The sequence below is a fragment of the Bacillus sp. FSL K6-2431 genome (assembly GCF_038005165.1).
Taxonomy (GTDB): Bacteria; Bacillota; Bacilli; order Bacillales; family Bacillaceae; genus Bacillus; species Bacillus pumilus.
In genome coordinates this window covers 1,970,821-1,984,042 of record NZ_JBBOSQ010000001.1, presented here as the reverse complement: position 1 = coordinate 1,984,042, position 13,222 = coordinate 1,970,821, and the positions used below count along the sequence as shown (strand labels likewise).

The following is a 13,222-nucleotide window of genomic DNA, read 5'->3' as shown; positions in this document are numbered from 1 at the left end:
TAATCTGTGGAGGTCTTTTACAATGCGTATTATCAGTTTCTTAAAAAGTGTCGGGAAAGAAATGAAGAAGGTCAGCTGGCCAAAGAAAAACGAAATGATTCGTTACACAATCACTGTTATTTTAACAGTCGTATTCTTTGCAATCTTTTTCTCTTTTCTTGATATAGGAATCTCACAATTAATCGAATTAATTCATTAATACTTGAATAATGGTCTGCTGAACGTGCTATAATAGATCATAATATGACTTGCCAAAAAACCCGTTTTACGGGTTTTTTCAATTGCTTGAAAATATTTACCGGTACTCGAGATTCGTCAAATAGACATTACGAAATGTGGGGAGGGAAGGACTAAATAGTCCTGAACGAAATGGAAAAGAATTGGTATGTTGTGCATACGTACTCTGGCTATGAAAACAAAGTAAAAGCGAACTTGGAAAAGCGTGTTGAATCAATGGGCATGCAAGATAAGATCTTCCGCGTTGTTGTACCAGAAGAAGAAGAAACAGATATTAAAAATGGTAAGAAAAAAGTTGTCAAAAAGAAAGTATTCCCTGGCTATGTCCTAGTGGAAATCGTGATGACTGACGACTCTTGGTATGTTGTTCGTAATACACCAGGTGTCACAGGATTCGTTGGATCAGCTGGATCAGGCTCAAAGCCGACAGCGCTTTTGCCAGGCGAAGCTGAAACCATTCTGAAGAGAATGGGTCTTGAAGAACGCAAAACAGAAATCGACTTTGAATTGAAAGAAACGGTCAAGGTCATCGACGGACCATTTGCGAACTTCACAGGCTCTATCGAAGAGATTGATTATGATAAAAGCAAAGTCAAAGTATTCGTTAATATGTTTGGTAGAGAAACACCCGTGGAACTTGAGTTCACGCAGATCGATAAATTGTAATTCAAAAGAGCTTGAAATGAGTGTATAGAAGTGGTAATATAGCAAAGGTACGTCTTGAGTTCGCTCAAGATCGCTAGCTAGTTATTTCGTCATTCATATAAAGAATGAAGTTGTTGAGTGGGAGGGGGATTCCCCTATTACCACATCACGGACTTTAAGGAGGTGTGTCTCGTGGCTAAAAAAGTAGTTAAAGTTGTTAAATTGCAAATTCCTGCTGGAAAAGCTAACCCAGCTCCACCAGTTGGACCTGCACTAGGTCAAGCCGGTGTTAATATCATGGGATTCTGTAAGGAGTTTAATGCTCGTACAGCTGACCAAGCTGGTCTTATCATTCCTGTTGAAATTTCGGTTTTTGAAGACCGTTCATTTACATTTATTACTAAAACTCCACCTGCTGCAGTTTTACTTAAAAAAGCAGCTGGTATTGAGTCTGGTTCTGGTGAACCTAACCGTAATAAAGTGGCAACTGTTAAGCGTGATAAAGTACGCGAAATCGCGGAAACAAAAATGCCTGACTTAAACGCTGCTAGCGTTGAATCAGCTATGCGCATGGTTGAAGGTACTGCACGCAGTATGGGTATTGTCATCGAAGATTAATTTATTGTCTTGTTGGGTTGCGAGTTTGGTTTTGACAAGTTCGCAACCCTTATTCGTGGGAGGTTATTCCGCTAAAACCACATAAGGAGGATTTTTATAATGGCTAAAAAAGGTAAAAAGTATGTAGAAGCTGCTAAGCTAATCGAACGTACTAAAGCGTATGATGTAGCTGAAGCTGTTTCTCTTACAAAAAAAGCAAATACAGCGAAATTTGATGCGACTGTAGAAGTTGCTTTTCGTTTGGGCGTAGACCCTCGTAAAAACGACCAACAAATCCGCGGTGCAGTTGTACTTCCTAACGGAACTGGTAAAACTCAACGCGTTCTTGTGTTCGCTAAAGGCGAAAAAGCAAAAGAAGCAGAAGCTGCTGGAGCAGACTACGTTGGAGATTCTGATTACATCACTAAAATCCAACAAGGCTGGTTCGATTTCGATGTAATCGTTGCAACACCTGACATGATGGGTGAAGTTGGTAAGATCGGTCGTGTACTTGGACCAAAAGGTCTTATGCCAAACCCTAAAACAGGAACTGTTACATTCGAAGTAGAAAAAGCAATCAATGAAATCAAAGCTGGTAAAGTAGAATACCGCGTTGATAAAGCTGGTAACATCCACGCGCCAATCGGAAAGGTTTCTTTCGAGGACGAAAAGCTTGTTGAGAACTTTGCAACAATCTATGACACAATCCTTAAAGCAAAACCTGCAGCGGCTAAAGGTGTATACGTGAAAAACGTTTCTGTTACATCTACTATGGGCCCTGGTGTGAAAGTGGATCCATCTTCTTTCTCTGCAAAATAAATCTTGACTTATCACAATCATTTTGATAATATCAAAATGTTGTAAAATAGAATATGTCCATTTATACCGTAGACAGCAGGGGCCTTATGGCTTAATTAACCCGCCGAGGTGTATATGTCACAGTCTTACGTTAACGTATGCTTGTATATACAGCCTCCATGTCTTAATGGAGGCTTTTTATATGGAGAACCGTTCGTTAGGAACGTGATGGCCTGATCGGTATAAGTGTTACACAAACAATGTACAGGAGGTGTAACCATGAGCAATGCAATCGATACAAAAAAAGTTGTCGTTGATGAAATTACTTCTAAATTTAAAGATAGTATGTCTACTGTAATTGTAGATTACCGCGGTCTTTCAGTTTCTGAAGTGACTGAACTTCGTAAACAGCTTCGTGACGCTGGCGTAGAATTCAAAGTTTACAAAAACACTTTGACTCGCCGTGCAGTTGAACAAGTTGAACTAACAGGTTTAAACGATTTCTTAACAGGTCCAAACGCTATCGCATTCAGTAACGAAGATGTTATCGCACCTGCGAAAATCATCAACGAATTTGCGAAAAGCCACGAAGCTTTAGAAATCAAAGCTGGTGTCATCGAAGGAAACGTAGCGACTGTAGAAGAAGTGAAGGCTCTTGCGGAACTTCCGTCTCGCGAAGGCTTACTATCTATGTTGCTTAGCGTTCTTCAAGCTCCAGTTCGTAACCTTGCTCTTGCTACTAAAGCAGTTGCAGATCAAAAAGAAGAACAAGGCGCTTAATGCGTACTTAACGTAAAAAACTTAAAATGGAGGAATTACAAATGGCTTTAAATATCGAAGAAATCATTGCTTCAGTTAAAGAAGCAACTGTACTTGAGTTAAACGACTTAGTAAAAGCAATCGAAGAAGAATTTGGCGTAACTGCTGCTGCTCCTGTAGCTGTAGCTGCAGCTGGTGGTGCCGCTGCTGAAGAGAAAACTGATTTTGATCTAGTACTTGCTGGTGCTGGAGACCAAAAAATCAAAGTTATCAAAGTGGTTCGTGAAATCACTGGTCTTGGCTTGAAAGAAGCTAAAGAACTTGTTGACAACACTCCAAAACCACTTAAAGAAGGTATTGCTAAAGAAGAAGCTGAAGAACTTAAAGCTAAGCTTGAAGAAGTTGGCGCTTCTGTAGAAGTTAAGTAATCTTCGCCTAATCTTTTGGGAAAGCTCGCTTTTATTGGCGGGCTTTTTCTTTTCTATTCTCCTGAAACGATTGAATCCAGAGGAGGTCCATTCACCATGAGTGACCACTATTATACGGAAAAGCCATCAGTGAAAAGCAATAAACAGACATGGGACTTCACCTTGAGAAACCGTACCTTTACTTTTACAAGTGACAGTGGAGTGTTTTCTAAGAAAGAAGTCGACTTTGGTTCAAGGCTTTTAATTGAAGCTTTTGAAGAACCTGACGTGGATGGCGATGTCTTAGATGTCGGTTGCGGTTATGGACCGATTGGCTTATCGTTAGCAAACGAAATGACGAGCCGCACCATTCATATGATTGATGTGAACGAAAGAGCAGTCGAACTTTCAAAGGAAAACGCTAAACATAATCGCGTTGATAATGTCCGCATCTATCAAAGTGATTTGTTCTCGAATGTTCATTCATCAGCTGCTTTTGCCTCTATACTGACCAATCCCCCAATACGGGCAGGGAAGAAAGTTGTACATGCGATCTTTGAAAAAAGTGCTGATCATTTATTGCCGGAAGGTGAGTTGTGGGTGGTTATTCAGAAAAAGCAGGGCGGACCATCTGCGATTGAGAAATTAGAACAGCTCTTTGGAGAAGTCGAAGTTGTATTGAAAAAAAAGGGCTACTATATTATCAAAGCTAAAAAAGTTTGACGCAGTTTCCTAGCTGTGTTAACATTATAAAATGCCAATGTGTATATTTTGCTTAATAGGCTTAAAAAACAACTGTTTTGTATAAATTATGCATATTTGGGAAAACTAATAAAATCGGTATTTGTTTTTGGATGTGGTTTTCTTATTTTAGAAACCCTTTTTTCTTTTGTCTTGTAAAAGTATTTCTTTACTGACATTTGAAAGGCTGAAATACTTTTTACACATATAATACGCATGATTTGAGGGGTGAATCAGTTGACAGGTCAACTAGTTCAGTATGGACGACACCGCCAGCGCAGAAGCTACGCACGCATAAGCGAAGTGTTAGAATTACCAAATCTCATTGAAATTCAAACCTCTTCTTATCAGTGGTTTCTTGATGAGGGTCTTAGAGAGATGTTTCAAGATATATCCCCAATTGAGGATTTTACTGGTAACCTTTCTCTTGAATTCATTGATTACAGCCTAGGGGATCCTAAGTATCCTGTAGCAGAATCAAAAGAACGTGATGTAACTTACTCTGCTCCACTAAGAGTAAAAGTTCGTTTAATTAACAAAGAAACTGGAGAAGTAAAAGACCAAGATGTGTTCATGGGTGATTTCCCAATCATGACAGACACAGGTACTTTTATCATTAACGGTGCGGAACGTGTAATCGTTTCTCAGTTAGTACGTTCTCCAAGTGTATATTTCAGTGGTAAAGTAGACAAAAACGGTAAAAAAGGTTTTACTGCGACTGTCATTCCAAACCGTGGCGCATGGTTAGAATACGAAACTGATGCGAAGGATGTAGTCTATGTACGCATCGATCGCACACGTAAGTTGCCGGTTACGGTTCTTTTGCGTGCTCTCGGCTTCAGCTCTGATCAAGAGATTCTTGACCTCATTGGCGAGAATGAATACTTACGCAACACGCTGGAAAAAGACAATACAGAGAATGCGGATAAAGCACTTCTCGAAATCTACGAGCGCCTCCGTCCTGGAGAGCCGCCAACTGTTGAAAATGCGAAAAGCCTGCTAGACTCTCGCTTCTTCGATCCGAAGAGATATGACCTAGCAAATGTTGGACGCTACAAGATTAATAAAAAGCTTCATATTAAAAATAGACTGTTCAATCAAAAATTGGCTGAAACGTTAGTTGACCCTGAAACAGGTGAAATCCTAGCAGAAAAAGGTCAAATTTTAGACAGAAGAGTTCTTGATAAAGTTCTTCCATACTTAGAAAACGGCATCGGATTTAGAAAGCTTTATCCAAATGGTGGCGTAGTAGAAGATGAAGTAGAACTTCAATCTATTAAGATTTATGCACCGTCTGATCAAGAAGGCGAGCAAGTGATCAACGTGATCGGTAATGCATACGTAGAGGAAGCTGTGAAAAACATCACGCCTTCTGACATCATTGCATCGATCAGTTACTTCTTCAACCTTCTTCATGGTGTAGGTGACACAGATGATATCGATCACCTTGGTAACCGTCGCCTGCGTTCTGTAGGTGAGCTTCTGCAAAACCAATTCCGTATTGGTTTAAGCAGAATGGAGCGTGTTGTTCGTGAAAGAATGTCGATCCAAGACACAAACACGATCACACCTCAGCAACTGATCAACATCCGTCCTGTGATCGCTTCTATCAAAGAGTTCTTTGGTAGCTCTCAGCTTTCTCAGTTCATGGATCAAACAAACCCGCTTGCTGAATTGACGCACAAACGTCGTCTGTCAGCGCTTGGGCCTGGTGGTTTGACACGTGAGCGTGCAGGAATGGAAGTTCGTGACGTTCACTACTCTCACTATGGTCGTATGTGTCCGATTGAAACACCAGAGGGTCCAAACATTGGTTTGATCAACTCTCTATCTTCATTTGCAAAAGTGAATCGTTTCGGCTTTATTGAAACACCTTACCGCCGGGTTGATCCTGAAACAGGTAAAGTGACACCAAGAATCGATTACTTAACTGCGGATGAAGAGGATAACTACGTAGTAGCACAAGCGAACGCTATATTAGGTGAAGATGGTTCGTTTATCGATGATAATATCATTGCTCGTTTCAGAGGAGAAAACACCGTTGTTCCTCGAAACCGCGTTGACTACATGGACGTTTCGCCAAAGCAGGTTGTTTCTGCAGCGACAGCATGTATCCCATTCCTAGAAAACGATGACTCTAACCGTGCTCTAATGGGAGCAAACATGCAACGTCAGGCTGTGCCTTTGATGCAGCCGGAATCACCGATTGTTGGTACAGGTATGGAGTATGTATCAGGTAAAGACTCTGGTGCTGCTGTCATCTGCCGTTACCCAGGTGTTGTAGAACGTGTTGAAGCTAAAAATATTTGGGTTCGCCGCTATGAAGATGTCGACGGACAACAAGTCAAAGGAAACCTAGACAAATACAGCTTGCTGAAATTTGTCCGCTCTAACCAAGGGACTTGCTACAACCAGCGTCCAATCGTAAGTGTTGGAGATGAAGTCGTAAAAGGAGAAATCCTTGCAGACGGTCCTTCAATGGAAAAAGGTGAATTGGCTCTAGGACGTAACGTCATGGTCGGCTTCATGACTTGGGACGGTTATAACTACGAGGATGCGATCATCATGAGTGAGCGCCTTGTAAAAGATGACGTCTACACGTCTATCCATATTGAAGAATATGAATCAGAAGCTCGTGATACAAAGCTTGGACCGGAAGAAATCACTCGTGATATTCCAAACGTTGGGGAAGATGCTTTACGCAACCTTGACGAGCGTGGAATCATCCGTATCGGTGCAGAAGTAAAAGACGGAGACCTTCTTGTAGGGAAAGTAACGCCTAAAGGTGTAACAGAACTAACAGCTGAAGAACGTCTATTACATGCAATCTTCGGTGAAAAGGCTCGTGAAGTACGTGATACATCTCTACGTGTTCCACACGGCGGCGGCGGAATTATCCACGATGTCAAAGTCTTTAACCGTGAAGATGGAGATGAATTACCTCCAGGTGTTAACCAATTAGTCCGCGTATACATCGTTCAGAAGCGTAAAATTTCTGAAGGTGACAAAATGGCTGGACGACATGGTAACAAAGGGGTTATCTCTAAAATCCTTCCAGAAGAAGATATGCCGTATCTTCCAGATGGAACACCGATTGATATCATGTTAAACCCTCTAGGGGTACCATCTCGTATGAACATCGGTCAGGTACTTGAGCTTCATATGGGTATGGCTGCACGTTACCTTGGCATCCACATTGCGTCACCAGTATTTGATGGTGCGCGTGAGGAAGATGTTTGGGAAACGCTTGAAGAAGCAGGTATGTCCCGTGATGCGAAAACAGTCCTTTATGATGGTCGAACTGGTGAACCATTCGATAACCGTGTATCAGTCGGAATCATGTACATGATCAAACTGGCTCACATGGTTGACGACAAACTTCACGCTCGTTCAACTGGACCATACTCACTTGTTACGCAGCAGCCACTTGGCGGTAAAGCACAGTTTGGTGGTCAGCGTTTCGGAGAGATGGAAGTATGGGCACTTGAAGCTTACGGTGCAGCATACACACTTCAAGAGATCTTAACAGTTAAATCGGATGACGTTGTGGGTCGTGTGAAAACATACGAAGCCATCGTCAAAGGGGATAACGTCCCTGAACCAGGTGTCCCTGAATCATTCAAAGTGTTAATTAAAGAACTTCAAAGTTTAGGTATGGATGTCAAAATCCTATCTGGCGATGAAGAAGAGATAGAAATGAGAGATTTAGAAGACGATGAGGAAACGAAGAAAGCAGACGGATTAGCGTTATCTAATGACGAAGATGCTGCAGACCTCGCACCTGTCGATCTTGAACGTGACGCAGTCACAAAAGAATAGCAGAAACGATTAGAGCAAGTGACTAGGGTATAACCCGAAGATTAAAAGGGAGGTAGGCCCCTTGCTAGATGTGAACAATTTTGAGTATATGAACATCGGTCTCGCATCACCTGATAAAATCCGTTCTTGGTCTTTTGGTGAAGTGAAAAAGCCTGAAACGATTAACTATCGTACACTGAAACCTGAAAAAGATGGTCTCTTTTGTGAACGTATCTTCGGACCACAAAAAGACTGGGAATGTCATTGTGGAAAGTATAAACGCGTTCGTTATAAGGGTGTTGTATGTGACCGTTGTGGTGTAGAAGTAACACGGGCAAAAGTCCGTCGTGAGAGAATGGGGCATATCGAACTGGCTGCCCCAGTTTCCCACATTTGGTATTTCAAAGGTATCCCAAGCCGTATGGGTCTTGTTCTTGATATGTCACCACGTGCGTTAGAAGAAGTGATTTACTTCGCTTCATACGTCGTGACAGATCCTGGCAACACACCGCTTGAGAAGAAACAACTTCTTTCTGAGAAGGAATTCCGTGCTTATTTAGATAAATACGGTAATACATTCCAAGCAGCTATGGGTGCAGAAGCAATCAATAAACTTCTTCAAGATATCGATCTTGTAAAAGAAGTAGATGCACTGAAAGAAGAGCTGAAAACTGCTCAAGGACAGCGTCGTACTCGTGCGATTAAACGCCTTGAAGTGCTAGAAGCCTTCCGTAACTCAGGAAACAAACCATCATGGATGATTCTTGATGTACTTCCGGTTATTCCGCCAGAATTACGTCCAATGGTTCAGCTTGATGGTGGACGTTTTGCTACTTCTGACTTAAACGACCTTTATCGTCGTGTCATCAACCGTAATAATCGTCTGAAACGTTTATTAGATCTTGGCGCGCCAAGCATCATCGTTCAGAACGAGAAGCGTATGCTTCAAGAAGCTGTCGATGCCTTGATTGATAATGGACGTAGAGGCCGACCAGTAACAGGACCAGGAAACAGACCATTGAAATCTCTTTCTCATATGCTGAAAGGGAAACAAGGACGTTTCCGTCAAAACTTGCTTGGTAAACGTGTTGACTATTCTGGACGTTCCGTTATCGTCGTAGGACCACATTTGAAAATGTATCAGTGTGGACTTCCGAAAGAAATGGCTCTTGAATTATTCAAACCATTCGTGATGAAGGAGCTTGTTGAAAAAGGTTTAGCTCACAACATCAAGAGTGCGAAGCGTAAAATTGAGCGCGTGCAGCCGGAAGTATGGGATGTTTTAGAATCAGTGATTCGTGAGCATCCAGTCTTACTAAACCGTGCACCGACTCTTCACAGACTTGGTATTCAAGCGTTTGAACCTACACTTGTGGAAGGACGCGCAATTCGTCTGCATCCACTTGTATGTACAGCCTACAACGCTGACTTTGACGGTGACCAAATGGCGGTTCACGTACCATTATCTGCTGAGGCTCAAGCTGAAGCTCGTATCTTAATGCTTGCTGCTCAAAACATTTTGAACCCGAAAGATGGAAAACCTGTTGTTACGCCATCTCAGGATATGGTGCTTGGTAACTACTACCTTACACTTGAGCGTAAAGGTGCTATCGGAGAAGGTATGATCTTCAAAGATACGAACGAAGCCCTTCTAGCTTATCAAAATGGGTATGTGCATCTTCATACACGTGTAGCTGTTGCAGCTAACTCGTTGAAGAATGTGACATTCACTGATGAACAGCGTTCTAAATTGTTGATTACAACAGTTGGAAAACTAATCTTTAACGAAATCTTACCGGAATCATTCCCTTACATGAATGAGCCGACAAAGAGCAATATTGAAGAAAAAACGCCTGACCGCTTCTTCCTTGAAAAAGGTGAAGATGTCAAAGCTGCGATTGAGAAACAAGAAATCAATGCGCCGTTCAAAAAAGGTATTTTAGGTAAAATCATTGCGGAAATCTTTAAGAGATTCCATATCACTGAGACATCTAAAATGCTTGACCGCATGAAAAATCTTGGTTTCAAATACTCTACTAAAGCGGGTATTACGGTTGGGGTGTCTGATATCGTCGTATTAGATGATAAACAGAAGATCCTCGAAGAAGCGCAAGCAAAAGTAGATAACGTCATGAAGCAATTCAGACGTGGTTTGATTACTGAAGAAGAGCGTTACGAGAGAGTCATTTCGATCTGGAGTTCTTCTAAAGATGTCATCCAAGGTAAACTGATGAAGTCCCTTGATGAAGTCAACCCAATCTACATGATGAGTGACTCTGGGGCGCGTGGTAACGCATCTAACTTCACTCAGCTGGCTGGTATGCGTGGTCTGATGGCCAACCCGGCTGGACGTATCATTGAACTTCCGATCAAATCTAGTTTCCGTGAAGGTTTAACCGTATTGGAATACTTTATTTCCACTCACGGAGCGCGTAAAGGTCTTGCCGATACAGCCCTTAAAACAGCTGACTCAGGTTACCTCACGCGTCGTCTCGTCGACGTTGCACAGGATGTTATCATCCGTGAAACAGATTGCGGTACAGACCGTGGTATCTTGGCAAAGTCCATTAGAGAAGGAAATGAAATTATTGAGAAACTTGAAGAACGTCTAATTGGACGTTTTGCAAGAAAACCAATTGTTCATCCTGAAACGGGCGAAGTCATTGTTGGCGAAAACGAACTAATTGATGAAGATAAAGCACTTGAAGTAGTTGAAGCAGGAATTGAGGAAGTATGGATCCGTTCTGCATTTACATGTAACACGCCTCATGGTGTATGTAAACGATGCTACGGCCGTAACCTTGCAACTGGTACTGACGTTGAAGTCGGTGAAGCAGTTGGAATCATCGCTGCTCAATCAATCGGTGAGCCAGGAACACAGCTTACAATGCGTACGTTCCACACCGGTGGGGTAGCAGGAGACGATATCACACAAGGTTTACCTCGTATCCAAGAGCTATTTGAAGCGCGTAATCCGAAAGGGCAAGCGACGATTTCTGAAATTGATGGTGTCGTTGCTGAAATTAACGATGTTCGTGACAAGCAGCAGGAAATTGTGGTTCAAGGCGACGTTGAAACTCGCTCTTACACAGCTCCTTACAATGCACGTCTGAAAGTTGTTGAAGGTGACAAAGTTACTCGTGGTCAAGTACTGACAGAAGGTTCGATCGATCCGAAAGAACTTCTTAAAGTGACTGACATGACAGCTGTTCAAGAATATCTGCTTCATGAAGTACAAAAAGTATACCGTATGCAAGGGGTAGAAATCGGAGATAAGCACGTTGAGGTAATGGTTCGCCAAATGCTTCGTAAAGTGCGTGTCGCTGATGCAGGGGATACAGATGTATTACCAGGCACACTTCTTGATGTACATCAATTCACTGAAGCGAACAAAAAAGTACTATTCGAAGGCAAGCGCCCTGCAACAGGCCGCCCAGTTCTTCTTGGTATTACAAAAGCATCGCTTGAAACAGACTCATTCTTGTCTGCAGCATCCTTCCAAGAAACGACTCGTGTCCTAACAGATGCGGCGATCAAAGGAAAACGTGATGAACTGCTTGGCTTGAAAGAGAATGTTATCATCGGTAAACTTGTTCCAGCTGGAACAGGAATGCCAAACTACCGTAAAGTTAAGCCGGTTTCACAAGTGCAACCGTCTGACGATATGGTGCCTGTAGAGTAATCTTTCTCGTGAGATTCCTATAAAATCATCAAAAAATGGTGAAGGATGTCAAGATAATCTGTCATATGATATTGACATCCTTCTGCCATGATGATAATATAACCAAGGTGCTCAAAATAAAACCTGTTACTTTGGAGGATATTCGATGTCTTATGATAAAGTATCACAGGCTCAATCCATTATTATTGGTACGAAGCAAACAGTAAAAGCTCTGAAACGAGATTCAGTAAAGGAAATCGTCGTAGCGAAAGATGCTGATCCTGCTTTAACAGCTAGTGTAACAAAACTAGCGCAAGAGAAGGGTGTAGACATTTTAGTGGTAGATTCCATGAAAAAGCTCGGCAAAGCCTGCGGAATTGAAGTTGGGGCAGCAGCTGTTGCCATTATGTTATAGCGTACTTGTTTTGTTTTTGCATGTGTAAATGCAAAAGCATTGTTTTTTGCCTTTTAATGAACCACCTGGGTATGTGGGTTATAAAAAAAGCAACGAAGGGAGGAATAACAACATGCCTACAATTAATCAGCTAATACGCAAAGGACGCGTGAGTAAAGTTGAAAACTCAAAGTCTCCTGCACTTAACAAAGGATACAACAGTTTCAAAAAAGAGCACACTAACGTAACATCTCCACAGAAGCGCGGGGTTTGTACTCGTGTCGGCACAATGACACCGAAAAAACCAAACTCAGCACTACGTAAATATGCTCGTGTACGTTTGTCTAACCTGATTGAGGTAACAGCTTACATTCCTGGTATCGGACATAATCTACAAGAGCACAGTGTAGTACTTATCCGTGGCGGACGTGTAAAAGACTTACCGGGTGTACGTTACCACATCGTTCGTGGTGCGCTTGATACTGCCGGAGTTGACGGTCGTATGCAAGGACGTTCTAAATACGGAACAAAACGCCCTAAACAAAGTAAATAATACAAACAAACATAAGGGTTTTTAGAAGTTGATATCAGATCAGTGGAGTCAGGCAACTGACAATGATATTGAGATGAGAGACAGATAGAAATCCTTTTAAATGAGAAGGGAGGCTATCAGATGCCACGTAAAGGTCCTGTAGCAAAAAGAGACGTATTGCCAGATCCAATTTACAATTCTAAACTTGTATCTCGTTTGATCAACAAAATGATGATCGACGGTAAAAGAGGAAAGTCACAAACAATTCTCTACAAGTCATTTGATATCATCAAAGAACGTACTGGTAATGAAGCGATGGAGGTTTTCGAACAAGCCTTGAAAAACATCATGCCAGTTCTTGAAGTTAAAGCACGTCGTGTAGGTGGAGCTAACTACCAAGTTCCTGTAGAAGTTCGCCCAGACCGTCGTACTACTTTAGGTCTTCGCTGGTTAGTAAACTACGCTCGTCTTCGTGGAGAAAAAACGATGGAAGAGCGTCTTGCTAACGAAATCCTTGACGCAGCTAACAACACTGGTGCTGCTGTTAAGAAACGTGAAGATACACACAAAATGGCAGAAGCGAACAAAGCATTCGCTCACTACCGCTGGTAGGATTTATACCAAACTAAAAAAACTATTCCCTAATAAGGAAG

Annotated in this window: 12 protein-coding genes and 1 other annotated feature; all 12 genes read left to right on the top strand. The window is 42.0% G+C overall.

The genetic code is table 11. The annotated features are described in order from the left end of the window. The first annotated feature begins 22 nt into the window (after positions 1-22). The 12 genes from secE to rpsG all read left to right on the top strand — a co-directional run bounded on the left by secE (position 23) and on the right by rpsG (position 13,181). Positions 23-199 carry a preprotein translocase subunit SecE gene (gene secE / locus MHH40_RS09840; RefSeq protein ID WP_003216942.1) on the top strand — a complete coding sequence of 59 codons (177 nt, stop codon included), beginning with the start codon at positions 23-25 and terminating at the stop codon, positions 197-199. 170 nt (positions 200-369) lie between these two features. Next, a complete protein-coding gene (gene nusG, locus MHH40_RS09835) occupies positions 370-903 on the top strand; it encodes a transcription termination/antitermination protein NusG (RefSeq protein WP_003217197.1) in 534 nt (177 codons plus the stop codon). 171 nt (positions 904-1,074) lie between these two features. Continuing rightward, on the top strand, positions 1,075-1,500 hold the full coding sequence (gene rplK, locus MHH40_RS09830; protein ID WP_003216956.1) for a 50S ribosomal protein L11: 426 nt from the start codon (positions 1,075-1,077) through the stop codon (positions 1,498-1,500). Between the two features lie 99 nt (positions 1,501-1,599). Further along, positions 1,600-2,298 (top strand): 50S ribosomal protein L1, encoded by a 699-nt coding sequence (gene rplA, locus MHH40_RS09825; RefSeq protein ID WP_003217271.1) that lies wholly within the window; start codon positions 1,600-1,602, stop codon positions 2,296-2,298. Between the two features lie 48 nt (positions 2,299-2,346). Beyond that, positions 2,347-2,487 (top strand) — a sequence feature (ribosomal protein L10 leader region). A gap of 69 nt (positions 2,488-2,556) precedes the next feature. Beyond that, positions 2,557-3,057, top strand: a complete 501-nt coding sequence (rplJ, locus tag MHH40_RS09820) for a 50S ribosomal protein L10 (RefSeq protein ID WP_003217048.1) — start codon at positions 2,557-2,559, stop codon at positions 3,055-3,057. A 41-nt stretch (positions 3,058-3,098) separates the two neighbouring features. Further along, the gene (rplL, locus tag MHH40_RS09815; protein WP_003216952.1) at positions 3,099-3,464 is read left to right on the top strand and encodes a 50S ribosomal protein L7/L12; all 366 of its coding nucleotides are present in this window, start codon (positions 3,099-3,101) and stop codon (positions 3,462-3,464) included. 96 nt (positions 3,465-3,560) lie between these two features. Continuing rightward, positions 3,561-4,166: a class I SAM-dependent methyltransferase gene (locus MHH40_RS09810; protein ID WP_113386636.1), complete on the top strand. Its 606-nt coding sequence runs from the start codon at positions 3,561-3,563 to the stop codon at positions 4,164-4,166. Positions 4,167-4,421: 255 nt separating this feature from the next. Continuing rightward, positions 4,422-8,003 (top strand): DNA-directed RNA polymerase subunit beta, encoded by a 3,582-nt coding sequence (gene rpoB, locus MHH40_RS09805; protein WP_003217223.1) that lies wholly within the window; start codon positions 4,422-4,424, stop codon positions 8,001-8,003. A 61-nt stretch (positions 8,004-8,064) separates the two neighbouring features. Continuing rightward, a complete protein-coding gene (gene rpoC, locus MHH40_RS09800) occupies positions 8,065-11,664 on the top strand; it encodes a DNA-directed RNA polymerase subunit beta' (RefSeq protein WP_050945821.1) in 3,600 nt (1,199 codons plus the stop codon). Positions 11,665-11,809: 145 nt separating this feature from the next. Beyond that, on the top strand, positions 11,810-12,058 hold the full coding sequence (locus MHH40_RS09795; protein WP_003216985.1) for a 50S ribosomal protein L7ae-like protein: 249 nt from the start codon (positions 11,810-11,812) through the stop codon (positions 12,056-12,058). Positions 12,059-12,170: 112 nt separating this feature from the next. Next, positions 12,171-12,590 (top strand): 30S ribosomal protein S12, encoded by a 420-nt coding sequence (rpsL, locus tag MHH40_RS09790; RefSeq protein ID WP_003216962.1) that lies wholly within the window; start codon positions 12,171-12,173, stop codon positions 12,588-12,590. A 120-nt stretch (positions 12,591-12,710) separates the two neighbouring features. Continuing rightward, positions 12,711-13,181: a 30S ribosomal protein S7 gene (rpsG, locus tag MHH40_RS09785; protein ID WP_003216884.1), complete on the top strand. Its 471-nt coding sequence runs from the start codon at positions 12,711-12,713 to the stop codon at positions 13,179-13,181. The last annotated feature ends 41 nt before the right edge of the window (positions 13,182-13,222 follow it).

Bases quoted from the DNA above. Each gene is read 5' to 3' on its own strand.
- rpsG (WP_003216884.1), top strand. From the start codon at position 12,711: ATGCCACGTAAAGGTCCTGTAGCAAAAAGAGACGTATTGCCAGATCCA.
- rpsL (WP_003216962.1), top strand. From the start codon at position 12,171: ATGCCTACAATTAATCAGCTAATACGCAAAGGACGCGTGAGTAAAGTT.
- rplL (WP_003216952.1), top strand. From the start codon at position 3,099: ATGGCTTTAAATATCGAAGAAATCATTGCTTCAGTTAAAGAAGCAACT.
- rplA (WP_003217271.1), top strand. From the start codon at position 1,600: ATGGCTAAAAAAGGTAAAAAGTATGTAGAAGCTGCTAAGCTAATCGAA.
- nusG (WP_003217197.1), top strand. From the start codon at position 370: ATGGAAAAGAATTGGTATGTTGTGCATACGTACTCTGGCTATGAAAAC.
- rplJ (WP_003217048.1), top strand. From the start codon at position 2,557: ATGAGCAATGCAATCGATACAAAAAAAGTTGTCGTTGATGAAATTACT.
- MHH40_RS09795 (WP_003216985.1), top strand. From the start codon at position 11,810: ATGTCTTATGATAAAGTATCACAGGCTCAATCCATTATTATTGGTACG.
- MHH40_RS09810 (WP_113386636.1), top strand. From the start codon at position 3,561: ATGAGTGACCACTATTATACGGAAAAGCCATCAGTGAAAAGCAATAAA.
- secE (WP_003216942.1), top strand. From the start codon at position 23: ATGCGTATTATCAGTTTCTTAAAAAGTGTCGGGAAAGAAATGAAGAAG.